At 65.4% G+C, this 24,003-nt stretch carries 24 protein-coding genes; 16 read left to right on the plus strand and 8 right to left on the minus strand.

Going from position 1 to position 24,003, the window contains the following annotated elements:
- Positions 1 to 208: 208 nt before the first annotated feature.
- Positions 209 to 829, plus strand: a complete 621-nt coding sequence (locus FQU96_RS19635) for an ATP-dependent Clp protease proteolytic subunit (protein WP_146543032.1) — start codon at positions 209 to 211, stop codon at positions 827 to 829.
- Here FQU96_RS19635 and FQU96_RS19640 read toward each other — a convergent pair.
- Both FQU96_RS19640 and FQU96_RS19645 read right to left on the minus strand, forming a co-directional pair.
- Entirely contained in the window at positions 775 to 1,629 is an 855-nt protein-coding gene (locus FQU96_RS19640; protein ID WP_146543033.1) for an RNA methyltransferase, read from the minus strand. The genes FQU96_RS19635 and FQU96_RS19640 overlap by 55 nt on opposite strands.
- Positions 1,630 to 1,635: 6 nt before the next feature.
- Positions 1,636 to 1,980, minus strand: a complete 345-nt coding sequence (locus FQU96_RS19645) for a UxaA family hydrolase (RefSeq protein WP_178130597.1) — start codon at positions 1,978 to 1,980, stop codon at positions 1,636 to 1,638.
- Positions 1,981 to 2,106: 126 nt separating this feature from the next.
- On the opposite strand from FQU96_RS19645, the gene FQU96_RS19650 reads away from it, so the two are divergent.
- From FQU96_RS19650 to FQU96_RS19670, 5 genes are all read left to right on the plus strand, one after another.
- On the plus strand, positions 2,107 to 2,886 hold the full coding sequence (locus FQU96_RS19650) for an enoyl-CoA hydratase/isomerase family protein (protein ID WP_146543035.1): 780 nt from the start codon (positions 2,107 to 2,109) through the stop codon (positions 2,884 to 2,886).
- Between the two features lie 171 nt (positions 2,887 to 3,057).
- Complete coding sequence (locus tag FQU96_RS19655; RefSeq protein WP_146543036.1) at positions 3,058 to 3,786, plus strand: SDR family oxidoreductase; 729 nt, start codon at positions 3,058 to 3,060, stop codon at positions 3,784 to 3,786.
- A gap of 11 nt (positions 3,787 to 3,797) precedes the next feature.
- Complete coding sequence (eda, locus tag FQU96_RS19660) at positions 3,798 to 4,442, plus strand: bifunctional 4-hydroxy-2-oxoglutarate aldolase/2-dehydro-3-deoxy-phosphogluconate aldolase (protein ID WP_218574780.1); 645 nt, start codon at positions 3,798 to 3,800, stop codon at positions 4,440 to 4,442.
- 152 nt (positions 4,443 to 4,594) lie between these two features.
- Positions 4,595 to 5,683: a YncE family protein gene (locus FQU96_RS19665; protein WP_146543037.1), complete on the plus strand. Its 1,089-nt coding sequence runs from the start codon at positions 4,595 to 4,597 to the stop codon at positions 5,681 to 5,683.
- 90 nt (positions 5,684 to 5,773) lie between these two features.
- Positions 5,774 to 6,757 (plus strand): sterol desaturase family protein, encoded by a 984-nt coding sequence (locus FQU96_RS19670; RefSeq protein WP_146543038.1) that lies wholly within the window; start codon positions 5,774 to 5,776, stop codon positions 6,755 to 6,757.
- Positions 6,758 to 6,766: 9 nt separating this feature from the next.
- Here the strand turns inward: FQU96_RS19670 and FQU96_RS19675 are convergent, their stop codons facing one another.
- A complete protein-coding gene (locus FQU96_RS19675; RefSeq protein ID WP_370461380.1) occupies positions 6,767 to 7,711 on the minus strand; it encodes a sugar kinase in 945 nt (314 codons plus the stop codon).
- A gap of 42 nt (positions 7,712 to 7,753) precedes the next feature.
- Between FQU96_RS19675 and FQU96_RS19680 the strand changes: the two genes are divergently transcribed.
- Entirely contained in the window at positions 7,754 to 8,635 is an 882-nt protein-coding gene (locus tag FQU96_RS19680) for a DMT family transporter (RefSeq protein ID WP_146543040.1), read from the plus strand.
- Between the two features lie 2 nt (positions 8,636 to 8,637).
- Here the strand turns inward: FQU96_RS19680 and FQU96_RS19685 are convergent, their stop codons facing one another.
- Positions 8,638 to 9,222: a phospholipid-binding protein MlaC gene (locus FQU96_RS19685; RefSeq protein WP_146543041.1), complete on the minus strand. Its 585-nt coding sequence runs from the start codon at positions 9,220 to 9,222 to the stop codon at positions 8,638 to 8,640.
- Positions 9,223 to 9,409: 187 nt separating this feature from the next.
- Here FQU96_RS19685 and FQU96_RS19690 point away from each other — a divergent pair, with 187 nt between their 5' ends.
- The 4 genes from FQU96_RS19690 (at position 9,410) to panC (ending at position 14,036) form a co-directional block, all read left to right on the plus strand.
- Positions 9,410 to 10,360 carry a 2-hydroxyacid dehydrogenase gene (locus FQU96_RS19690; protein WP_146543042.1) on the plus strand — a complete coding sequence of 317 codons (951 nt, stop codon included), beginning with the start codon at positions 9,410 to 9,412 and terminating at the stop codon, positions 10,358 to 10,360.
- Between the two features lie 47 nt (positions 10,361 to 10,407).
- The gene (locus FQU96_RS19695; protein WP_146543043.1) at positions 10,408 to 12,198 is read left to right on the plus strand and encodes an IlvD/Edd family dehydratase; all 1,791 of its coding nucleotides are present in this window, start codon (positions 10,408 to 10,410) and stop codon (positions 12,196 to 12,198) included.
- 127 nt (positions 12,199 to 12,325) lie between these two features.
- Complete coding sequence (gene panB, locus FQU96_RS19700; RefSeq protein WP_255468415.1) at positions 12,326 to 13,183, plus strand: 3-methyl-2-oxobutanoate hydroxymethyltransferase; 858 nt, start codon at positions 12,326 to 12,328, stop codon at positions 13,181 to 13,183.
- Positions 13,184 to 13,196: 13 nt separating this feature from the next.
- The gene (panC, locus tag FQU96_RS19705) at positions 13,197 to 14,036 is read left to right on the plus strand and encodes a pantoate--beta-alanine ligase (protein ID WP_146543044.1); all 840 of its coding nucleotides are present in this window, start codon (positions 13,197 to 13,199) and stop codon (positions 14,034 to 14,036) included.
- Positions 14,037 to 14,071: 35 nt separating this feature from the next.
- Here the strand turns inward: panC and FQU96_RS19710 are convergent, their stop codons facing one another.
- Positions 14,072 to 15,010, minus strand: coding sequence for a LysR family transcriptional regulator (locus FQU96_RS19710; protein ID WP_146543045.1), 939 nt, complete (start codon positions 15,008 to 15,010; stop codon positions 14,072 to 14,074).
- 416 nt (positions 15,011 to 15,426) lie between these two features.
- Here FQU96_RS19710 and FQU96_RS19715 point away from each other — a divergent pair, with 416 nt between their 5' ends.
- The 4 genes from FQU96_RS19715 (at position 15,427) to FQU96_RS19730 (ending at position 19,767) form a co-directional block, all read left to right on the plus strand.
- A complete protein-coding gene (locus tag FQU96_RS19715) occupies positions 15,427 to 16,800 on the plus strand; it encodes an ABC transporter substrate-binding protein (RefSeq protein WP_146543046.1) in 1,374 nt (457 codons plus the stop codon).
- Positions 16,801 to 16,963: 163 nt separating this feature from the next.
- Complete coding sequence (locus FQU96_RS19720; RefSeq protein WP_146543047.1) at positions 16,964 to 17,839, plus strand: carbohydrate ABC transporter permease; 876 nt, start codon at positions 16,964 to 16,966, stop codon at positions 17,837 to 17,839.
- Positions 17,836 to 18,678 (plus strand): carbohydrate ABC transporter permease, encoded by an 843-nt coding sequence (locus FQU96_RS19725; protein ID WP_146543048.1) that lies wholly within the window; start codon positions 17,836 to 17,838, stop codon positions 18,676 to 18,678. The genes FQU96_RS19720 and FQU96_RS19725 overlap by 4 nt, the downstream gene beginning before the upstream one ends.
- 15 nt (positions 18,679 to 18,693) lie before the next feature.
- Positions 18,694 to 19,767 carry an ABC transporter ATP-binding protein gene (locus FQU96_RS19730; RefSeq protein ID WP_146543049.1) on the plus strand — a complete coding sequence of 358 codons (1,074 nt, stop codon included), beginning with the start codon at positions 18,694 to 18,696 and terminating at the stop codon, positions 19,765 to 19,767.
- An 18-nt stretch (positions 19,768 to 19,785) separates the two neighbouring features.
- On the opposite strand, the gene FQU96_RS19735 is transcribed toward FQU96_RS19730, so the two are convergent.
- Positions 19,786 to 20,988 (minus strand): MFS transporter, encoded by a 1,203-nt coding sequence (locus tag FQU96_RS19735; RefSeq protein WP_146543050.1) that lies wholly within the window; start codon positions 20,986 to 20,988, stop codon positions 19,786 to 19,788.
- Positions 20,989 to 21,153: 165 nt separating this feature from the next.
- On the opposite strand from FQU96_RS19735, the gene FQU96_RS19740 reads away from it, so the two are divergent.
- Entirely contained in the window at positions 21,154 to 21,804 is a 651-nt protein-coding gene (locus FQU96_RS19740; RefSeq protein ID WP_146543051.1) for a YidB family protein, read from the plus strand.
- Positions 21,805 to 21,846: 42 nt separating this feature from the next.
- Here FQU96_RS19740 and FQU96_RS19745 read toward each other — a convergent pair whose 3' ends face one another.
- Together FQU96_RS19745 and FQU96_RS19750 are read right to left on the minus strand one after the other, a co-directional pair.
- Complete coding sequence (locus FQU96_RS19745; protein WP_178130598.1) at positions 21,847 to 22,368, minus strand: protease complex subunit PrcB family protein; 522 nt, start codon at positions 22,366 to 22,368, stop codon at positions 21,847 to 21,849.
- A 139-nt stretch (positions 22,369 to 22,507) separates the two neighbouring features.
- A complete protein-coding gene (locus tag FQU96_RS19750; protein ID WP_146543053.1) occupies positions 22,508 to 23,977 on the minus strand; it encodes a M81 family metallopeptidase in 1,470 nt (489 codons plus the stop codon).
- Positions 23,978 to 24,003 lie beyond the last annotated feature (26 nt).

The following is a 24,003-nucleotide window of genomic DNA, read 5'->3' on the forward strand; positions in this document are numbered from 1 at the left end:
GCGAGAAAACTGTCACCCATGTGCTGAGTACAATCTGTTACCCATGTGCTGCGGTCGCACTAAGGCCGGAGGGGGACCCCACGTGGTCTCTATTACCAAGACCACGTCGGCTCCCCTCCGCCCACCGACGTTTCGACGCTTTGCGTCGAAACGTCGTATCGGGGCACCTCCCCAGCGAAGCTGGGGAGGAATATGATAGGAGACTCCCATGAACATGGTGCCGATGGTGATCGAGCAGTCGGTCCGCGGCGAACGCGCCTTCGACATCTACTCGCGCCTGCTGCGCGAACGCATCATCTTCGTGAACGGCCCGATCGACGACGGCGTCTCGGCCTTGGTATGTGCTCAGCTGCTCTTCCTGGAATCGGAGAATCCCAGGAAGGAAATCGCGATGTACATCAACTCGCCCGGCGGCGTGGTCACCAGCGGTTTCGCGATCTACGACACGATGCAATACATCAAGAGCCCGGTGACGACCATGTGCATGGGCACGGCGCAGTCGCTGGGCTCGTTCCTGCTGATGGCCGGCGCGCCGGGCCAGCGCGTGGCGCTGCCCAACGCCAGTATTATGGTCCACCAGCCGTCAGGCGGCTTCCAGGGCAAGGCGTCCGACATTGAACGCCACGCCCAGGACATTCAGAAGACCAAGCGCCGTCTGCAGCGTCTCTATGCCAAGCACTGCGGGCGCACCTACGACGAGGTCGAACAGGCGCTGGACCGCGACAACTTCATGACGGCCGAGGAGGCGCGCGACTGGGGCCTCGTCGATCAGGTCTATGGCATCACGCGCGATGAGATGGACGTGACGCCCCATACCGAGACGTCCTGACGGCGCTGGCGCAGCGTCTCGTACAGGCAGACGGCGGCGGCCGCCGCCGCGTTGAGCGAATTGAGTCCACCGTCCTGCGGGATCTTCGCCAACATGTTGCAGGCGGTCCTGACGTCGGGCGACAGGCCGGTGCCTTCGTTGCCGATCACCAGCGCGGTGGGACCGCCCAGGTCACAGGCGTCGAGGGCGTAGTCGGCCTCCAGGCCGGTGCCGACCACGCGCACCGCATCGCGGCGCAGTTCGGCGATCAGCTCGGGCAGGCTGTCAACGCGGGCGATGGCCAGCCGGTTGACGGCGCCGGCGGAGGCGCGCGCCGCCAGACTGTTGACGCCGGCGCAACCCTGGGTGCCGAGGAACACGCCGTCGACGCCGAAGACTTCGGCCGAGCGCAGCATGGCGCCGAGATTGAAGGGGTCCTGCACACCGTCGAGGATCAGGAACAGCGCCGGCGTGCGTGCACGGGTGCGCAAGGCGCCGGGCTCGACGTACGGGTAGGCGCCGACGCGGGCGAGGTAGCCTTGGTGGTCCTGCGTGCCGCAGAGCTGGGCAATGCGGGTGCGCGAGGATCGGGTCGGCTTGAATTTCGGCGTGTGGGCCCGGACCTGCGCCAGCTCGCTGGCGGCGGCGTCGGCGCCCAGATCGTCGGCGAGGTAGAGCTCGTGAACCGGCCAGCGACCGCTGGCGAGCGTCTCCAGCACGAGGTTTTTGCCCCACAGCCAGCTGCGCTGATGGCTGGCCAGCAGCGGCTTTTTGGTTTTGCCCGCGGTCTTGGTTTTGGTCTGACGCGTTCGGCCCACCATCGTGCGCTATGCCTGATCGTCGGTCGGGGAGTGTGTCTCTTGCCCATCCGCCTCGGCGGCGCGCGGTGCCGCTTTCGGCTTGGGCACGTCGTCCACCGTGTTCTGCGCGTGCAGATGCTCGCCGGCAGCGATGTCGATGGTGGCGCGCCCGATCGGCGTGCCGTACTTCACGATGGTCTCGCCGGCCTCGATGCGACGGGCGGCGAACTTGTGACCGACCTGCAGGGTTTGCGGCATCGGAATTTCGCGGCCGTGGATCTTCACCACGTCGCCGGCCTCGATCTCGCGGATCGCCACGGCGACGTTGTCGCCCGGCGCCAGCTGCAGGATACGTGACTCACCCTCGGCCATCTCGGGACATCCATACGCGGGAACCTGCAATGTCCTTAGCGGACGAAGCGCTGACATGCATCCCTTTTTCGAGTCAGCGGGCGTGCTAAGGTCGCGCCGCATCACGATCGGCAACGGAGGGCGCTCATGGCGCAAGCGACGTACAAGGATATCGGTGTCAGCCTGTCGGGCCATGTCGGCGTGGTCGAGATCCGCCGCCCGCCGCACAATTATTTCGACAATGCGCTCATCAACCAGATCGGCGATGCGTTCGAGGCCTTCGACCGTGACACCCAGTGCCGCGCCGTCGTGCTGTGCGCCGAGGGCAAGTCGTTCTGCGCCGGTGCCGACTTCGCCAACCGGCCGGCCACGGGCGCCTCGGGCGAGAGTGGCAAGCATCTCTACAAGGAAGCCATCCGCCTGTTCCGCTCCAAGAAACCGATCGTGGGCGCGATCCAGGGCGCCGCTATCGGTGGTGGGCTGGGTCTGGCGCTGGTTGCCGATTTTCGCGTCACCTGCGCCGAGGGCCGGTTCAGCGCCAACTTCAACCGGCTGGGCTTCCATCCCGGCTTCGGGCTGACCTGCACCTTGCCGCGCCTGATCGGCCACCAGAAAGCCAACCTGCTCTTTTACACCGGCCGTCGCGTCACCGGCGAAGAGGCGGTGGCGCTGGGGCTCGCCGACGTGCTGGTGCCGCTGGCCGAGGTGCGGCAGGCAGCGCTGGCGCTGGCGACGGAGATCGCCCAGTCGGCGCCGCTGGCAGTGATGTCGACACGCGAGACGGTACGGCGCGGCCTGGCCGACGCCATCGAGGCGGCAACCGAACGCGAACTGGTGGAGCAGGACTGGACGCGCAAGACCGCCGACTTCAAGGAAGGCGTCAAGGCGTGGGCCGAGAAGCGGCTGCCCGACTTCAAGGCGGCCTGACATCCTGGGAGCGCGGGCGTCCCGCCCGCATCAAGGCGAAAGGCAAGCTTTCGCCTGACATGAGCGGGCCAGAGGCCCGCGGTCCCAGGGCTCGCTTCGCTCGCGATGACAACGAACCCGGGACAAGAAGTGTGACTACGATCGCTGGGATTCGAGCGGGGGCAGTTCGACATGCGTCTCAAGGGCAAGCGCTGCGTCGTGACGGCGGCAGCACAGGGGATCGGCGAGGCCACGGCACACGCTTTCGCGCGGGAGGGCGCCGAGGTCTGGGCGACCGACGTCAACGACGGCAAGCTCAAGGCGGCGCTGGCGAACGTCTCCGGCGTCCACGCCGAGAAGCTCGACGTGCTGGACAAGGCGGCGATGCAGGCCCTGGCTGCCCGCGTGGGGCCGATCGACGTCCTCTTCAACTGCGCCGGTTTCGTGCACCACGGCACGGTGCTGGACGCCACCGACGATGAATGGCGCTTCGCCTTCGACCTCAACGTGCGCAGCATGTTCTGGACGATCCAGGCGTTCCTGCCGGGGATGGTCGAAAAGAATGGCGGGTCGATCATCAACGTCGCGTCGGCAGCGTCCTCGCACAAGGGCGCGCCGCTGCGCTTCGTCTACGGTACGACCAAGGCGGCCATCGTGGGGTTGACCAAGTCGGTGGCGGTCGACTTCGTAAAAAACAACGTGCGTTGCAATGCGATTTGCCCTGGCACGGTGCAGACCCCGTCGCTGGACGATCGCATTTCGGCCCTGGGCGGCGATGCCTCGATGTTTCGGGCGCGTCAGCCCACCGGCCGCTTCGGAACACCCAACGAGGTGGCGGCGTTGGCGCTCTATCTGGCGAGCGACGAAAGCGCCTTCACCACCGGGACGACCCACGTGATCGACGGCGGCTGGAGCATCTAGGGCGGGGATCTGTGGAAAAAATCGGCGCGCTGCTGAAACGAGCACCCGTCATCCCGGTGCTGACCCTGGATGGCGCCGCCGATGGCGTGCCGGTGGCCCGGGCTCTGGTTGCCGGTGGCCTGCCGGTTCTCGAAGTCACCCTGCGGACGCCGGGGGCGCTGGAGGCGGTGCGGGCCATCGCCGCCGAGGTATCGGGTGCGGTGGTCGGGGTCGGCACCGTAGTGGCGCCGGCGCAGTTCGCGGCAGCCGAGCGGGCCGGAGCGCAGTTTGCCGTCAGCCCGGGCGCCACCGACGCATTGCTGACGGCGGCGGCCGACTCGCCGTTGGCATATCTGCCGGGCATGGCCAGTGTGTCGGAGGCCATGGCGTTGGCCGAGCGCGGCTACCGTGCCTTGAAGTTCTTCCCGGCCGAGAACAGCGGCGGCGCAGGTTTCCTGCGGTCGCTGCGGGCGCCATTGCCGGACCTGCGGTTCTGCCCGACCGGCGGTATCGATGCGGCCAAGGCCGTCACATACCTGATGCTGGGCAACGTGCCCTGCGTCGGGGGCTCATGGCCCGTACCGGCGGCGGCCGTGCAGGCAGGGGACTGGCAACGGATTGAATCGCTGGCGCGCGCCGCCGCCAGCTTGCGGGCGGCCGATGGTGCGACGGCCTGACACTGTGACGGCCAGGCCACATCGTCCAAAAAAATGGCTCAATTCCCGATCAAGGTGGGGTTACGTGCTGGTGCGCCGCGACCGGAAATGCGATGTAGCGTTCGGTTGCGTCGGCGGGGTTCCGGCGCGTGCGGAGTGGACCGCTCTTTGCGATGAGCAGCTTTTCCACCGGGCGGTGCCTGGCGGTTGTGTCCTTCGTGCTTGGCTTGGCGTTCGCAGCGCCGGCGATGGCGTCACCGCAATTGGTCGTGGTCCTCAATTCCGACGAAGGATCGCTCAGCATTGTCGATCGCCAGACCTTGAAAGAGGTCGATAAGCGGTCGATTGGCCGCGAACCGCACCATTTGATGCTGACTCCGGACGGCAAGGACCTGGTGATCGGTTCGACCGCCACCAACGAGTTGACCTTTCTCGACCCGGTCACCGGCGAAACCCGCCGCCGGGTACGCAATATTCTCGATCCTTACCAGCTCGGCTTCAGCCCTGACGGCAAATGGTTCGTGACGGCCGCCTACCGGATGAACCACGTCGATATCTACGACGCCAAGGAGCTCAAGCTGGTCAAGCGGCTGCCGCTGCACACCTTGCCCAGCCACATGGCCTTCACCCGGGACAACGCCCAGGTGCTGATCACCATGCAGGGCTCCAACCAGCTGGTGGCGATCAACCTCGACACCCAGGAGGTGGCGTGGACGGCCGATGTCGGCGAGGCGCCGGCCGGGCTGTATGCCATGCCGGACGGCAAGCGGGTGCTGGTCGGCCTGACCGGCGAGGACGCGGTGGCCGTGGTCGACTTGGCGCAGAAGCGGGTCGTGAAATGGGTCGTGACCGGCAAGGGCGCCCACAATATTTTTCGCATGCCCAATGATGAAACGCGGGTGCTGGTGACCAACCGGCTCGAGGGCACGATTTCGCTGTTCGACACCAACAAGCTGGAGGTCGTCGATACCATCCGGGCGCCGGGCGGGCCTGATGACCTCGATTTCACCCCGGACGGCAAGCAGATCTGGGTGACCCAGCGCTGGCGGCGCAAGGTGATGGCGATCGATCTTGCCACCAAGCAGATCGTGGGCACGGTCAATGTCGGCCGCTCACCGCACGGCATCTACATCAACGGCCCGCACACCGTGTCCCGCTCGGTGGCGCCGCCGCCGGAGCCTGCCGGCGACAAGACGGCACAAACACCCAAGGCCACCTTGCCGGACGTCCTGCCCCAGATCCTGGCGCCGCTGTTCCGTTGACGCCGACACCGGCCTGAGTGACAAGCTGACGTCAGCTTGTCATGCCAGAATACACCGCAGCGTAGTGTGGGCGGTTGGTGGGTAGTACCGATGCAGGGACTGGTCGATACCTGGGTCGATGTCCAGAGCTGGATCCTGGAAACGGCGGTGCATCCGCTGCTGTTCCGGTTCGGCTACATGACCTTCTTCGAGGATGCTCCCTTCGTCGTCGAGACGCTGATGCTGGGCGTCGTGCAGATCGCCGTCATCCTGCTGGTCTTCCGGCCGCTGGAGCGGCTGGCGCCGGCTGAGCGGTGGCCGGACCGCAAGCTGGCCCGGGTCGACATCGTCTACACGCTGCTGAGCAAGCTCGGCATCCTGCCTTTCGTCGTGTTCGTCGTGCTCTACCCGGTCAACGACTGGCTGCAGGATCTGGTACGCGAGCAGGACATGGTGCTGCCCACGGTCGAGCAGACCATACCCTGGTTGCGCGACAAGCCGCTGCTGCTGTTTGCGACCTACTTCCTGCTCTACGATTGTGCCGGCTACTGGCTGCACCGCATGCAGCACGCCTTTCCCTGGTGGTGGGCATTGCACAGCCTGCACCACAGCCAGCGGCAGGTGACGTGTTGGTCTGACGACCGCAACCATCTGCTCGATGATCTGCTGGCATCGGTCTACTTCGCCGTGGTGGCGCTGCTGATCGGCGTGCAGCCCGGCCAGTACGTCGCCTTGCTGCTGCTCAGCCGCCTGATCGAGAGCATGTCGCACGCCAACGTGCGCTTCGGCTTCGGCCGGGTCATCGACAAGCTGGTGGTCGATCCGTGGTTCCACCGCACGCACCATGCGCGCGCCAGCGCCGCCGAGCCGCATATCCACGACAGCAACTTCGGCGCCGTTCTGCCGGTCTGGGACCTGCTGTTCGGCACCGCGGTCTATGACTACAAGCGCCGCCCGACCGGTGTCGACACGCCCGACGCCGACGCCGACAACGGCAAGAGCTGGCTCGGGCAGCAGATCGCGGTGTTCGGGCGGCTCGGACGGGCCATCCTGGCGACATTCCGCCCGCGCCGCGTGGTTCACCCCGCGGAGTAGCGGACTCGCTTAGCGCAGGAACGCCGCAACCGCCGCGCGGCTGGGCATCGGTGCGATGGCGCCGAAGCCCGTGGTCTTGAGCGCCGCCGCGGCGTTGGCCCAGCGGGCGGCGGCGAGGGGATCGCAACCCTCCAGCACTTGGGCCAGGAATGCGCCGGCAAAGGTGTCGCCGGCGCCCGTGGCGTCCACGGCATCGACGCGCTGGGCGGCGATCCGCTGCCGGGTTTGCGGTGTCGCCAGCAGCGCGCCGTCCTTGCCGAGCTTCAGCGCCACGATCGGCGGACCCAGGCGCAGGTAGAAATCGGCGATGGCATCCGGATCGGACAGCCCGGTCAGCTGCTCGGCGTCATCGAAGCTGGGCAGAGCGATATCGGCACGTGCGATGGCGGCATGGATGGTGTCGCGGGCCTTGTCCAGGGACCACAGCTTCAGCCGCAGATTGGTGTCGTAGGACACTTGGCCGCCCGCCGCCTTCACGATCTCGATCGCGGCAAAGCCGGCATCGCGGGCAGCCGGGGAAATGGCCTGGCTGATGCCGGACAGATGCAGGATGCGGGCGCCGGCCAGGTAGTCGCGTGGCAGATCGGCCGGTCCGAGGCGGCTGGCCGCGGAGTCACGGCGCAGATAGTGGAACTGGTGGCCCTGCGCGTCGTGGGTCACGAAGTAGACCGCGGTATGCGCATCGTCACGGCGGGCGACGCACGCGCAGTCGACGTTCTCGCGCTGCCACAGGTCAATGAAGCGGTCACCGAACAGATCCCGGCCCAGCGCCGTCACGTAGCCTACCGAAGCGCCTTGTCGGGCGGCTGCGATCGCGGCATTGGACGTGTCGCCGCCGAAGCCCTGCAGCCAGCGCGGCTCCTGCGGGTCGGTGTGGTTGAACTCGACCATTGGTTCGCCAAGGCAGATGAGAGCAGGGGATGGCATGAGACGGGCCTTTGGTGGCATACGCATTCAACGATCGCGACCGGCATCGCGTTTCACGAGGACTATAGCGTGCCCAGTACCCAGGCGTTGAGTGCGACGTCGGCCGGCATTCCCTTCATGCTGGCGGCGATGTTCGTCTTCTCGGCCAACGATGCGCTGGCCAAGTACCTCGCCGCATTGTGCCCGGTGGCACAGCTCCTGTTGATCCGCAACGTCGGGGCTCTGGTGGTGATCGCACCCAGGGTGCACGCCTATGGCTGGCTGGCGGTGACGCGCGTGTCGCGCGTGTGGCTGCATGTGCTGCGTTGCGTATTGATCGTCGCCGAGCTGGCGCTGTTCTACACGGCCGTCTGGCAGATCCCGCTGGCCGATACGCTGACCATATATCAGGCCACGCCGATCATCGCGACGGCGCTCGCCGTGCCGCTGCTGGGCGAGCAGGTGGGCTGGCGGCGCTGGCTGGCGGTGGTGGTGGGCTTCTTCGGCGTGCTGCTGGTGGTGAAGCCGTCGGGCGCAGGCATGTCGGTCGCCCATCTCTGTGCGCTGGCCGGCGGCGTGGTCTACAGCGGCGTGATCCTGCTCACGCGCCTGCTGCGGGACGCCGGCCCGGTGCCGATGATCGCCTGGCACATCGGCGGCACGCTGCTGGCCGGCGCCGTGGTGGCGCCGTTCGTGTGGCAGCCGGTGTCGCTGGTCACGATGCTGTTGATCGCGCTGAACGGCGTCGTGTCGACCGGCGGGCACGTGCTCATCAACCGGGCGCTGGCGCTGTCGCCAGCCTCGGTGGTGATGCCGTTCCACTACACGCAGATCGTCTGGGGCGTGGCGTTCGGCTGGCTGTTCTTTCGCGATGCGCCCGACGGGTGGATGCTGTCGGGTGCCACCCTGATCGTGGCCAGCGGCCTGTTCATCATGCACCGCGAGCAGGTGCGGGCGCGGCAGCTCAAGTGAACTTATCGAGCACCGGCGCGCCGCTCCAGCTCGGCGATGAGACCGTCGATGCCGTTCTTCTGGATGTAGGCGTTGAAGTCGGCACGGCGGGTGACCGCCATGCTCACACCTTCGACCGTGACGTCGGTGATCCGGCTGTTCTGCACCTCCCAGACGATACGGATGGGCGGGTCGTTGGGCTGGACGATCTGGCTTTCGACGAGCTGCGCGTTGCCGTTGGCGGTGACCTTGCCGACTTGCAATGTCTGACCGCTGTACTGTTTGAAACGATCGGCGTAGGTGTTGACCTCCGATTTCTGAAACGCTGCCAGGAAGCGCTGCCGTTGTTCCGGCGTGGCGGTATTCCAATGTCGTCCCAGAACGTTGCGGCCGAAGGTCTGCAGGTCGAACAGCTGGTTCATCAGCTCCGTCAGGGTCGCCCGACGATCGGCGTCGGAGGCACCTGACTTGAGCACCTGCAGCATGCGATTGGCGCCGTTCTTGACGACATCGGCTGCGTCGCTGGCGAAGGTGGGCCACGCCGCGGCACCCATCAACGCTGCGCCAATAACGCCGATGCCGGCACGTCGGGTCACTGTGATGGACATACGCTACCTCCGGGGATGTCGTGGACGTCAGCCGCCCACCATCCGATTCTGGTCGCCGCGCGCATGGCGCACCGTGGCCAAACTGTGGCCATGGTATGATTGCGCCGGTCGCGGCGTGCTCCTCTCAACGCGAATGACCGGCTAGGGTTCCTGTGATGGTTGTGAGGACGAGCGGAGGGAGACGATTGTGATCAAGCCCGAAATCCTGCTGGCGGTGCCGTTGATCGAGAACGCGATGGCCGCGCTCGATGCTCAATTTACCGTGCACCGGCTGTGGGAAGCCGCCGACCGTGATGCCTTCATCACGTCGGTCGCCCCGCGTGTGCGCGGCGCCGCGACCACGGGTGCCACCGGCCTGACGGCCGATCTGATCATGCGACTGCCGAACCTGGAAGTCGTGGCGTCCTATGGCGTCGGCACGGATGCTATCGACCTTGCAACCTGTCGACAGCGGGGCATCGGCGTTTCCAACACGCCCGATGTGCTCACCGCCGAAGTGGCCGATTTCGCCATGGCGCTGCTGCTGGCAGGCGCACGGCGCATCCCGCAGGCCGATGCCTATGTGCGGCGCGGCGACTACCGGCGCGACGGCAAGGACCAGTATCCGTTGACGCATCGCGTGCGCGGAAAGAAGGTCGGGATCGTAGGGCTTGGGCAGATCGGCCAGGCATTCGCGACGCTCTGTCTTGCCTTCGGCATGGAAGTGGCGTGGTACGGCCCGCGCCCCAAGCCCGGTGTGCCTTATCGGCACGTCGACGACCTGGTTCGGCTGGCATCTGAGGTCGACTATCTTGTGCTCACCTGCAAGGGCGGTGCCGAGACGGCGGGCCTGGTCGACGCTGCGGTGCTAAAAGCGCTGGGTATCAAGGGCATGCTGGTCAACGTTGCCCGCGGCTCGGTGGTCGACGAGGCGGCGCTGGTTGCTGCGCTGGCGGATGGCACGCTGGGTGCCGCGGCACTCGATGTCTACGCCGATGAGCCCAACGTTCCGCCGCCGCTGTTGGCCATGGACAACGTCGTCCTGCAACCCCATGTCGCCAGTGGCACTGTCCAGACCCGGGGCGCCATGGGGCAGCTCGTGGTCGACAACCTGAAATCCTGGTTTGCACATCGCAAGCTGCTGACGCCGGTGACGTGATGTGCGGTAATGCACGGCAATGCACAGGTTGATGTCAGGAGGAAGCCATGGCCAAGAACGGAAAAGACCCCTCGAAACTGCGCAGCCGCGAGTGGTTCGACAGCAAGAGCGACCCGACCATGACGGCGCTCTATCTCGAGCGCTACATGAACTTCGGGCTGACCTTGGCCGAGTTGCGCAGCGGCAAGCCCATCATCGGCATCGCTCAGACCGGCAGTGACCTCTCGCCGTGCAATCGGCACCATCTCGATCTCGCCTGGCGCATCCGCGACGGCATCCGTGACAGCGGCGGCATTCCGATCGAATTCCCCGTGCATCCGATCCAGGAGTCGGGCAAGCGCCCGACCGCGGCGCTCGACCGCAACCTCGCCTACCTCAGCGCCGTGGAATCGCTGTACGGCTACTTCTTCGACGGCGTCGTGCTGACGACCGGTTGCGACAAGACTACGCCGGCCATGCTGATGGCGGCGGCCACGGTAGACCTTCCGGCCATTGTTCTGTCCGGCGGTCCGATGCTGGACGGCCATTTTGCCGGCGGCCTGGCGGGCTCGGGCACGATCGTGTGGTTCGCGCGCCAGGAACTGGCCGCCGGCCGCATCAACATGGACCAGTTCATCGAGATGGTGGCCTCGTCGGCGCCCAGCGTCGGGCACTGCAACACCATGGGCACGGCGCTGTCGATGAACAGCATGGCCGAGGCGCTGGGCATGTCGCTGCCAGGCTGTGCCGCAATTCCCGGGCCGTACAAGGAACGCGGCCAGATGGCCTACGAGACCGGGCGGCGCATCGTCGACATGGTGTGGGAGGACCTGCGGCCCTCGAAAATCCTCACCCGCAAGGCGTTCGAGAACGCCATCGTGGCGGCGAGCGCCCTGGGCGCCTCGACCAACTGCCCGCCGCACATCAACGCCATCGCACGCCACATGGGCGTGACGCTGGAAACGGGGGACTGGGACAAGATCGGCTACGATATCCCGCTGCTGGTCAACTGCATGCCGGCGGGCAAGTACCTGGGCGAGGCGTTCCATCGCGCCGGCGGCGTGCCGACCGTGATGGCCGAGCTGCTGCGCAAGGGCAAGGCGCACGGCGATGTGCTCACCGCGTCGGGCAAGACCATGGCGGAGAACCTCAAGAACGCCAAGCCGGTCGATAACGATGTCATCATGTCGTACGATAAGCCGATGCTGAAGGAAGCCGGCTTCGCCGTCCTGCGCGGCAACCTCTTCGATTCGGCGATCATGAAGACGTCGGTGATCTCGCCCGAGTTCCGCAAGAAGTATCTGGAGAAGCCGGGCGACAAGGATGCCTTCGAGGGCACGGCAATCGTCTTCGACGGTCCCGAGGACTATCACCATCGCATCAACGATCCGTCGCTGCCGGTCGACGACACCAGCATCCTGTTCATCCGCTATACCGGGCCGGTTGGCTATCCGGGTGCCGCCGAGGTGGTGAACATGTTGCCGCCCGATCGTCTGGTGAAGGGCGGCGTGCTGCTGTTGCCCTGCGTCGGTGACGGCCGCCAGAGCGGCACGTCGGCGAGCCCCTCGATCCTCAACGCCTCACCCGAGGCGGCTGTGGGCGGTGGACTGGCGCTGCTGAAGACGGGCGACAAGGTGCGCGTCGATCTGAAGAAGCGCCGCGCAGACATCCTGATCTCCGACGAGGAGCTCGCCAAACGCAAGGCGGCCTGGACACCCAACTATCCTGCCAGCCAGACACCCTGGCAGGAACTGCAGCGAAAGTTCGTCGGCCAGCTCGACAGCGGCGCCTGTCTGGACTTCGCGATCAACTTCCAGCGCATCTCCGAGACCAAGGGCGTGCCGCGACATTCGCATTGAGTCCTTGCACTGTTGGTTTCTGGATCTGCGTGCCCGTTTCGCATGATGGCCGCACAGCCTATCTATGGGCTGCCAAGACGGTGGTGGGACGCTAAGAACCGCCACCGTTTTCCCGCCGTACGACGGCATGGAGGCGACCATCCGCACGACCATCCTCGACATTCAGAAGATGAAGCAGCGTGGCGAGCGCTTCGCCATGGTGACGGCCTACGACTACACCGCAGCACAGCTGGCCGATCGGGCTGGTATACCATTGCTGCTGGTGGGCGATTCGCTGGGCATGGTGATGCTCGGTCATTCGACCACCGTGCCGGTGACGGTTGACGACATGGTGCATCACGCCGCCGCCGTGGTGCGCGGCAGCACCAAGGCACTGGTCGTCGCCGATCTGCCGTTCCTGTCCTATCCGGATGCCGGCCGCGCCATCGATGCCGCCGCGCGCCTGATGCAGCAAGCCGGCGCCCAGGCCGTGAAATTGGAGGGCGGTGTCGCCGTCGCCCCGACCGTGCGGCGGCTGGTGGACCTCGGCATCCCGGTGATGGGCCATCTCGGGTTCACGCCGCAATCGGTGCACCAGATCGGCCTGCGCGTGCAGGGCCGCAGCGCCGCCGCTGCCACCCAGCTGCTCGCGGATGCGCAGGCCCTGGAAGAGGCCGGCGCTTTTGCTGTCGTATTGGAACTGGTGCCGATGTCGTTGGCGGCGGTCGTGTCCAGGCGGCTGTCGATCCCCACGATCGGTATCGGCGCCGGGGCAGGGTGCGACGGTCAGGTCCAGGTCTGGCACGATCTGCTCGGCCTTTATGATGACATGCAGCCGCGCCATGCGAAGCGCTATGCCGAACTGGGCAAGGTCATCGAAGCGGCATTGCGCAGTTATGCCGCCGAGGTGCGCGATGGCAGCTTCCCAACCGCGGCGCACGGCACCGACATGAAGGCGGAGACATTGAGCGCCGTGCTGGGCGCAGCAGATCACACCACGACCTGAGAGGGGTACCGGTATGGACGTGATCCCGACGATCGCCGCCTTCCGTCAGGCGCGGACGCGCTATCCGACGCTGGGACTGGTGCCCACCATGGGCTTTCTGCACGAGGGGCATCTCAGCCTGGTACGACGTGCCAAGCAGGAATGTGGTGCCGCCGCGGTGAGCATCTTCGTGAACCCGACCCAGTTCGGGCCACGCGAGGATTTCAGTACCTATCCGCGCGACATGGAGCGCGATCTCGCCCAGTTGCGCAGCCTGGGGACCGACCTGGTCTTCACGCCGGATGTCAACGAGGTCTACCCGCCGGGACATGCGACAGGGGTGGACGTCGGTGTCGTGACGGAGCCCTTGGAGGGGGCCGTTCGGCCGGGACACTTCCGCGGTGTCGCCACGGTCGTCTGCAAGCTGTTCAATATCACCCAACCGACGCGCGCCTATTTCGGCCAGAAGGACGCGCAGCAGACTGTGGTGATCCGCAAGATGGTGCGAGATCTCGACATGCCGCTGGAGGTCGTGATCTGCCCGACTGTCCGGGAGGCGGATGGTCTTGCCATGAGCAGCCGCAACACCTATCTGGCGCCGGCCGAGCGCCAGGCGGCGGCAGTGCTGTATCGGGCACTGCGGGCGGCGGAGAAACGCTTCGCGGCCGGGGAGCGCAACGCCGAGGCCCTGCGCGACGTGTTGCGCACGACGATTGCGGGCGAGCCGGTGGCCGCGGCGCCCGATTATGTCAGCGTGGCGGACCGCGACACTCTGCGGGAACTGCAAACCGTGACCGACGGCGGGGCGCTGCTGTCGCTGGCCGTGCGCTTCGGCAAGACACGCCTGATCGACAACATCGTCGTCGGCGGCTGAGGGTCTCCCGGCCGAGCCGTTTGAACCGGAATGGGCTAACTGTCCTCCAGCTGCGGCAGCTTGGCGTGGACCTTGGTGAAGCTTTTCATGGCGTCGAAGAGCACGTTGGCGGCCGGCGACAGCGGGTATCCTTTCACCTTCGCCAGGCCGTAACCCTGAAGTGTGATCTTCTCTTTCAGCCGTAGCATCTTGAAGCGCTGCGGATCGACGATGCCGAAGAACATCGTCGGAAACGGAACGATCGCATCCAGCCGGGAGGCGATGGCAACCGAAGCCAGGAACGATTCGGTGTCGATAATCCGCTGCGGCAGGCCAACGCCGCGACTGAAAAACAGCCGTTCCATGCTTTGGCGCAAGAACGCGCCGGGCGGCTGGCAAATCCACTGCAGATCCACCATCTCGGTCAAATCGACGACGTCACGGTCAGCCAACGAGTGCTCTGCCCGGATGAGCAGGCCGATCTCCTCTTCCTCGGCAATCTCGAAATAGTCGAATTGCCGAGAATCGACGTTGGCGGGGATACGCGCCGCGATGAAGTCATAGCGGTGCGAGAGCAATCCCTCGACCAGGGGCGGGCTGGTGGCAACGTCGAGCGTGACGTTGATCTTCTCCAGCTTTCGGCCATGGTATTGCCAGACGTCGACGATCAGGTCGAGGCACGGCGCCACGATGGTTCCGATCGTGACCGAGCCGGATCCACCCGACATGTACGAGTTGAGTTCATCGATGGCCACATCCAGATTGGCGAGGACGCCTTTGCTGCCGCGGACCAGGATCAACCCGTAGGGGGTAGGCTCGACACCGCGCGCCGTGCGCTTGAACAGGGGAACGCCGGCAATGGCCTCAATTTCGGCCAGCATTTTTGAGGCGGCCGACTGACTGATGTTCAGTGCCTCGGCCGCCAATTGCAGTTGGTGCTCGGTATCCAGGGCCACCAGCAGTCTCAATTGCCGCAGTTTGAGATTTGCCAGCACAGGCGCTCCGGGAAACCGCGATGTTGCGCAGCGACATGACCATTGGTGCGCGGCAACATGACATAATGCCATTTGCCTGACGCTCAAAGATGCTCAAAGAACACCCGACTGACGATTTGAACACTAAGAAAGCTGCGGCGCAATTGTCACGTCGGAGGCTGGTGCGCAGACGCGCGACTGGGCACGTTGTGCTGTCGTGCGGAGGCTCGCGCGAGTGGGGGACATGCGGAGCCTGCGCAGGCGCGCTGGCGCCATACCTCGCGCGCGCCGTTTCTACTGAAAAGCGTCGGGAACGGCATCTTCTCAACCGCCGCGCCATCGTGCCGTTTGCGCCCGAACGGGGAGATGCTACGCTGCCTTTCGATCCGGCGCCAAGACCGGTGCCGGAAGGGATGGAAGCGCTTACGGGAGGATTCATGAAACGCGTAATGGCACTGGCCATGGCGAGCGCGGTCGCGTTCGGCGCCACCGCGGCGCAGGCGCAGGAGAAGATCACCGTCTGGTTCACCAAGGCCTTCTATCCCTCCGAGGACAAGGCGCTGCAGGACGCGATCGCCAAGTTCAAGGCCAAGACCGGCGTCGACGTGGAGTTGTCGCTGTTCTCGCCCGAGGACGTGGTGACCAAGTCGGTGTCGGCCGTCGAGGCGGGTACGCCGCCCGATGTCGGCTTCGGCCTGACATATGACTTCCGTGTCACTGGCAAATGGGCCTTCGAGGGTAAGCTCGAGGACATCACCGACGTCATTACGCCGCTCAAGGGACAGTATCTCGAAGGACCGCTGTCGACCACGTTCCTGATGAACGGCAAGACCAACAAGAAGGCCTACTACGCGGCGCCGGTCGAACTGCAGCTGATGCATGTCAACTACTGGGTCGACATGGTCCAGGATGCCGGCTTCAAGGAAAGTGACATTCCCGAGGACTGGAAGGGCTTCTGGGATTTCTGGTGCGACAAGGTGCAGGGCGCATTGCGCAAGAAGGGGCAGCGCGTCTTCGGGGTCGGCCACCCGGCCAGCGTTCAGGCATCCGACACGGTCTATTCGTTCAGCATGTTCATGAACGCCTACAACGTGAAGGTCGTCGACGACGACGGCAAGCTGGTGCTCGACCAGCCGGACAACAAGGCAGGCTTTGCCAAGGCGATCGCCGACTACGCCTCGATCGTCTCGCGCGGCTGCTCGCCGGCATCGGCGGTGAACTGGACCGACGTCGACAACAACCTGAACTTCGCCAACAAGACGACCGTGATGACGCACAACGCGACCATCTCGATCGCCGCGGCCCAGATGGACGCGATGAACAAGACGGAGAATACGGCCGAGCAGCGGGCCACGGCGAAGACCAACTACTTCGAGAAGATCCGCACCCGCGGCTTCCCCAACAAGCCTGACGGTGGCAAGACGCCTCAGTTGGCGGCCGTGAAGACCGCCGTGATCTTTGCCGACGCCAAGAACAAGAAGCGGGCCAAGGAGTTCCTGGCTTTCTTCCTGACCGAGGAAAACCTGCAGCCCTATGTCGAGGGGTCGCTGGGCCGCTGGGTGCCGGTAACCAAGAAGGCGATCGAGGCGCCGTTCTGGACCGACGGCAAGGATCCGCATCGGACCCAGGTCATCAAGCAGCTCAACGAGGGCACGGTCTATTTCCCGTTCACCAAGAACTGGAAGTTCACGATCGTGAATGCCGAGAACGTCTGGGGCCGTGCGACGGCGCGCGTCGCCAAGGACGGCGTCAAGCCCGAGGTGGCGGCGGAAGACGCCATCAAGCGCATCAAGGAAATCCTGGCGCAGTAAGAGCCTTCTCCCGCGAGCGGGAGAAGGTGGCCACCGCGACAGCGGTGGCCGGGTGAGGGGTTAAGCGCGCGTGTCTTTGGTCCCTCACCCTCCCATTGCGCTGCGCGCAACGGGCCCCTCCCTCTCCCGCTTGCGGGAGAGGGGATCCTGGAGGAGACCGCCGATGACCGCCGTCACCATGGATGTGGCCGCCGCGCCGCCGCGCAAGCGGATGTCGGAGGAGAAGTTCTGGGCGATCGTGCTGATCGCACCTTACGTCGTCGTGTTCGCCTTGTTCGTTGTCTACCCCGTGCTGTACGGCTTCTGGCTCGGCTCTTCGGCCAACAGCTTCAAGAAGCTGTTCCAGGATCCGATCTTTGTCACCACGCTGTGGAACACGGCGATCTTCGTGCTGGTCGCCGTCAATCTGAAGATGCTGGTGGCGTTGGGGTTGTCGGCTTTCTTCATCCTCGAATACCGCTGGGTGCGCTGGCTGTCGGTGATCTTCATCATCGCCTGGGCGATGCCGTCGATCCCGACTATCCTGTCGGTGCGCTGGATGTTCAATCCGGAATGGGGTCTGGTGAACAACCTGCTGTTCAAGTGGTTCCAGATCGAGGGACCCGGCTGGCTGACCGAGCGGCACTACGGCCTGACCTTGGCCATCCTGATGCACATCTGGAAGTCGCTGCCGTTCTGGACCCTGATCCTGGTGGCGGCGCGTCTGGCCATTCCGCGTGACCTCTATGAATCGGCCGATGTCGACGGCGCAACGCGCTGGCAGCGGTTCCGGTTCATTACCTGGCCTGCCATGCGCGCGCCCTACATGACGTCGGTGCTGCTGTCCTCGATCTGGACCCTGGGCGATTTCAACAGCGTTTATCTGCTGACCGGCGGCGGGCCCAATGACTCGACCCAGGTGCTGGCGACCCTGGGCGTGCGCTACTTGCGCATCGACCAGATCGACGTCGGCATGGCCGCTGTGATCTGCGCCCTGCCGGCGATCCTGCCGATGGTGTTTTTCCTGATGAAGCGACTGAGCCGGGTCGACGAGCAATGACCGCCACACGCTTCCTGGAGCGCCTGCCGCTCTACCTGGTCGGGCTGGCGGTCGCCCTGTGGACCCTGCTGCCGATCTATCACCTGCTGCTGATCGCGGTGTCGCCGCCCGACAAGGCGGTGGCCGGCGACATCATTCCGCAGACCGTGACCCTGCAGAACTTCATCACCATCCTCGGCTCGAAGCACAACCTGGTGCAGAATTTCTGGACCCAGATCTGGAACAGCACGCTGATTGCCGTCGTGACGGCATTGCTGACGCTGGTGGTCGGGATCGGTGCCAATTTCTCGATTTCCCGCCTGCGGATCCCCGGCGGCCGGCTGATCACCAACATCGCGCTGCTGACGTATCTGATCCCGGCCGCGTTCCTGGCCATCCCGATGTACCGAACCATGGGCCAGTACGGCTTTCTCGACAGCCCGTGGTCGATGATCTTCGCCATGGTGACCCTGGCTTCGCCCTATGCGATCTGGGTGATGAACCAGGCCTCGGCCAAGCTGCCGGTCGAGCTCGACGAGGCGGCGCGCATCGACGGTGCAACGCCATTGCAGATCCTGCGCTTCGTCTACCTGCCGCTGATGGCGCCGACCTTGGTGGCCATCGGCATCTACGCGCTGTTGCTGGCGTGGAACGAGTACCTCTACGCCTTCCTGATGCTGTCGACCGAGCGGCAGCTGACCTTGGCGCCGGCGCTGGGCATATTCCTCGCCTTTGACGATGCGCCGTGGGCTCTGATGATGGCGGCCGGCGCGCTCTACGCGCTGCCGCCGACGATCGTCTACTACATGTTCCGCCGCTACATGGTGGGCGGCCTCACCGCCGGCGCGGTCAAGGGTTGAGACGGGAGCTGCATCATGGCGTCGGTCGAGCTTCACGATGTGCGGAAAGTCTATGGTGGCAGCATCACGGCGATCCACGGCGTCGACGTCGAGATCCCTGACGGCGAGTTCGTCGTGCTGGTCGGGCCATCGGGCTGCGGCAAGTCGACGTTGCTGCGCATGATTGCCGGGCTGGAGGACATTACGGGCGGCGAGGTGCGCATCGGCGCCAAGCGCGTCAACGAGCTGCCCGCCAAGGACCGCGACATCGCCATGGTGTTCCAGAGCTACGCGCTCTATCCGCACATGACGGTGCGCGAGAACATGGGTTTCTCGCTGCGGCTGCGCAAGGCGCCCAAGGACGAGATCGACCGCGGTGTGGCCAACGCGGCGCAGATCCTCGGCCTGACGCCGTACCTGGATCGCCTGCCGCGGCATCTCTCCGGCGGCCAGCGGCAACGCGTGGCGATGGGGCGGGCCATTGTACGCAACCCGCAGGTTTTCCTGTTCGACGAGCCGCTCAGCAACCTCGATGCCAAGCTGCGGGTGCAGATGCGCACCGAACTGAAGGCGTTGCATCAACGGCTCAAGACCACGTCGATCTACGTGACGCACGATCAGGTCGAGGCGATGACGTTGGCCGACCGCATCGTTGTGCTGCACGATGGCAAGGTCGAGCAGATCGGCGCGCCGCTCGACCTCTACGATCGACCGGCCAATCAGTTCGTCGCCGGCTTCATCGGCTCGCCGGCAATGAACTTCCTGGGTGGCACCGTGCGCCGGTCCAATGGCGCGGCCGCCGTGGCAATGGTCGATGGAACACGCCTGCCGCTACCGGCCGGCGCCAAAGGCGGCGATGGGCAGCAGGTCGTATACGGCGTGCGTCCCGAGCACCTGGCGCTCGGCGATTCAGGCATGGGCTTTCCGCTGGTGGTGTCCGTGGTTGAACCGACGGGTGCTGACACGCTGGTGTTCGGCACGGTTGGCGGTAGCGAGGTCTGCGCCGTGTTCGACGAACGGCATGCCTTCAAGCCGGGTGAGACTGTGCATCTGGCCCCCAAGGGCGATCGGGTGCACGTATTCAACGCGGACGACGGCGCCGCGCTGTAGCGGCGCGGGGAGAGGGACCTAGCGCAGTGCAGGGCGCAGCGCCCATGTCAATGGCAGCGTGAGCAGGGCGGCTGCGGCAACCATGATCATCGTGACGGAAAGACCCGCGATGTCGCCGCACAGACCGAACGCGGGTGGTCCCAGCGCGCCCGCCACGGAACCGCCAGTATAGAAGATACCGAAGGCGCGGGCGCGGCGCTCAGGCGTGACGAACTCAGGCACGGTGCCGTAGAGCACGGACGATGTGCCATTGAGTGCGACGCCGACCAAAGGCAGCAGGGCGAGCGCGGGCACCAACGGCAACGGCAGCAGGGCGATGATCAATGCGGCCGTGAGGAACTCGGTCAGGAATACTGTGCGCACCACGCCGAGTTTTTCGCCCAGCCAGCCGCAGACCAGTTTGCCGAAGGCGCCGCCGGCGAACAGCAACGACAACGCCAACCCGATGGTCGGCAGGTCGGCGCCCTTGTCGCGCATCAAGAAGGGCAGGAACAGCACCAGGCCGGACCGCGTCAGCGAGTCCGTGACATGGATCGCCAGCAGCAGGCGAAAGGCCCCGCGATTGTCGCTGCCGGCCGCGGCGCGCGACGCAGCGGCCTTCGATGCCGTCATGCGCTCTGCCGACGTCGCCGGCAGAAGCAGAGGTATCAGCAGAGCCGACGCGATGCCCAGCGCGGCTACGGCGAACAGCCCTTCGCGCCACGATGTCGCCGCGGCCAGTGTCGCGAACGCGATGGGCAGGGCCATTTTTCCGATGTCGCCGGCGAAATTGTAAGTTCCCAAGGCAGTGCGGGAACGCGCACCGGTGAATGCCGATGCGATCAGGCTCGACGCGATCGGGTGCTGCGTGGCACCGCCGAAACCGGCGAGCACGAGGCCGATGGCGACGCCCATCAACCCACCGGAGAGACCGGCCACGACATAGCCCAGAGCCGCCAGGGCCGTGCCCAGTGCCAGCACGCGGGCGCCGCCGATACGCTCGGCGAGCAGGGCCGACGGCACCTGACCGCTGGCCATGGCGCTGGAGTAAAGCAACTTCAGAATACCAACGGTCGCATAACTCAAGCCGAACTGAGCCTGCAACAGCGGGTAGAGGACGTTCAGGAGGTCGGTGTATCCGTCATGCAGCGCATGGACGCCACAGCAGGCCGACAAGGTCCGCCGCCCGTTGTTGCTGGGCGACGCCGCAGGGGGCTGTGGTGAATCGACGGTACTCGACATGGGTGAGCAGGAACCAACCGCGCGGCCTTATAGCAGACCGTTCGCAGGCCACTGTAATCATGTTGTCATAACACGGATGCGCTTGCGTTGCGTCGCAGTAACGAACGGGTTTACGCTGTTTACGGTGGCTGTTCGCGTCGCCGATAAATGGACAAGGAGAGGCTCATGGCACTGCTCGACGAACTCCTGGGTGGCGTGCTGCGCAACATGACGGGCGGCAGCGGCGGAGCGGGCTCCGGCAAGGCTGCGCTGATTCAGGCTGTTCTGGCGATGCTGCTGCAGGGCGGCCTGGGTGGTGGACGCCAGCAGCAAGGCGGCGCGCCGGGCGGCGATCTCGGTAGCATTCTCGGCGGTATCCTGGGGGGCGGCAGCAGTGCCCCGGCCGGTGGTCAGCAACAGCCGGGCAGTGTCCCCGGTGCCGACCTCGGCAGCATTCTGGGCGGCCTGTTGGGCGGTGGCAGCAGCGGTAACCCGGGCGCGGGCGGCCTGGGCAATATCCTGGGCGGCGGTTTGGGTGGACTGGGCCAGATCCTCGAACAGGCCGGCCTGGGTGATCAGGCCAAGTCATGGGTATCGAAAGGGCAGAACCTGCCGATGTCGCCTGACCAGGTGACACAGGTGTTTGGTGCCGATCGGATGGGCCAGCTCGCCGAGGCTTCAGGTATGAGCCAGAAGGACGCCGCCGACCAACTGTCGCAAATCCTGCCGCAACTCGTCGACGGGCTCACGCCCAACGGCGCGTTGCCTCAGGGCGACGAGGTTTCCCAGGACGACCTGGGCCAACTCGTTTCACGGGTGTTGGCCGGCAAGCAATAGCTGTCGTCCCGAGCGCAGCCCTCGCTGCGCTCGGGACGGGAATTAGTCGCGGACGCGCTGTTCGACGCTGACCGGTGCACCGCTCTGGTTGATCAGCAGGATCGCATAGGGCGACGTGATCTGCTGCGGCAGCGCGGCCCGGTGAGCCGGCCGTGTCTCTTCCATCACGACAATGATTCGATCACCACGCTGCTCGGTGCCGATGATGCCGATGTGGTAGCCCGGTGTCGGGCGCCGTCCAAGCAGAATGGCTACGCCGGTCTGGCGTGATGGATCGAAGGCCGGTGGCGCGTCGCGACGCAGGCTGGACCACAGGGTTCGCCATTCAGCATCGGTCGTCGCGACCTGAGTGTCTCGACCCAACGTACCAGCTTCGGGACCTTGCCACGTCCGATAGGTCACCGGCTCGTTGTCGCCGGGCACGATCCATTCCGCCAGGCCGAAGCCAGCCAGCCCCAGCGCCGCCAGAATCAGCAACACGCTGCCGAAGCGCGCTCGGCTGGCTTTGGGTGTTGCGGAGTCGGTGCCGAGCGAAAGCGACTCGCGCAGGTGAACGATGGACATGCTGACCATCTAGGCGTCGAGCGTGGCCGCTTTACGGACTGTCTGCGGCCGTTCCGGGATTGTGAATGACCAAATCGTGGCAGTTTGTGACCGGATCGCCTTACTTTCACTGCACGTACGGTGCGCTTAGCAGCGGATATCAGGCGTTCTGGCCGGTGAACGGATCGGCGACCCGCGGCCAGTAGGGGATAGTGCGCTTCGTGTGCCTGATGTTGGCGAAGTCCGGCTCGATACCGCCACGCGTCGTGACATAAAGCACCTCCGACGCCAGCGGGGCGAAGCCGGCATAGAAATGCTGGGTCGATTTAACCACGATCAACCGGTAGCGCGTCGGATCCAGTCCCAATGGCGCAAACGCATCGGGATGGAAAATCTGCGTGCGCTTGGTGTTGACCACGATATCGATACCATCGGCCTGCAACCACGCAAGATCGCCCGTGCTGTTCTTGGTCGGGCCGAAGCTCTGTTGGCAGTCGTGCGCCAATTTCTTGACGGTGACACGCAGATCCACCGGCCGGCCGCTGATGGGCCCGCATTTGCCGCCGATGCGCATGTCGAGCGTGGCGCCTTCACCGGCTTCCTCCGCGATCTGGAAGGCGACGGGATCCCACACCAGGCCGATCAGCGCGCCCTTGAATCCGCGCGCCAGCAAGGCCTCGAGGACGAAGGTCGAATCGCTGGGTGAGCCGCCACCGGCATTGTCGGCAACATCGGCAAGTACCACGGGCTTGCCGGCTGTCGCCCGATCCGCGGTGGCCACCGCGTCGGCTGCCTCCCAGTACTTGACCAGCGTGGTGTCGCGCATGGCGAACAATTCCTCACCGAGCTGCCGCGCGAGCGCCTGGGCCTTACCGGCATCGCCGTCGGCAATGACCAGCGACTGCGTGCCGACTTCGGCGACGTCACCCCAGGGGAAGCCGTGGCCCAGCGATACCGACAGGATGCCGTCCTTGCCTTCCAGTGCCTTCATCCGGTTCACGAAGCTCTTCATCGGCTCGACCGGCGTGCGGTACATGCCGACCATGCGGCAGTCGTACACGGCCATCACCGGTTGCGTCTTTCCTTCCGCGGCATCGGCGCACACGGTGAACAGCTCTTCGGCGCGCTCCGCCGTGTCGATGTGCGGGTATTCCTTGAACGTCACCAGCGCATTGGCCTGCGTGATCATCGCCGTCGTGAGATGGCAGTGCAGGTCGAGTTCGCCGCCAATGATCGCCTTGGGGCCGGCGATCGCGCGCACCTGACCGATCAGGTCACCCTCGCAGTCGTCATAGCCATCGGCCACCATCGCCCCGTGCATCGACAGCAGAACGATGTCGACCGGCAAGGCCTTCTTGAGGTCGGCCAGGATCTCGTCGCGATAGCCTTCGTACACGGATCGCACGGTGACGCCCGCCGGCTGGGCGAAGGCGAACAGGCTCTCCACGACCGTCCAGCCGCGTTCCTCGGCGCGACGGCGCCAGACATGCATGGGAGCCGAGAACAGGTTGGGCGTGCGTTTGGTCACGTCGCCGTGGAAGACACCGTTCTCCTCGAAATTGCGCCGGCCGGTGGGGAACGGCACGAACGTGTTGGTCTCGGTACCAAGGCAGGCGATGAAGACTTTCATGGGGATCCATTGTGCTGCGCCGCGCA

Source organism: Reyranella sp. CPCC 100927 (assembly GCF_007859315.1).
GTDB lineage: Bacteria > Pseudomonadota > Alphaproteobacteria > Reyranellales > Reyranellaceae > Vineibacter.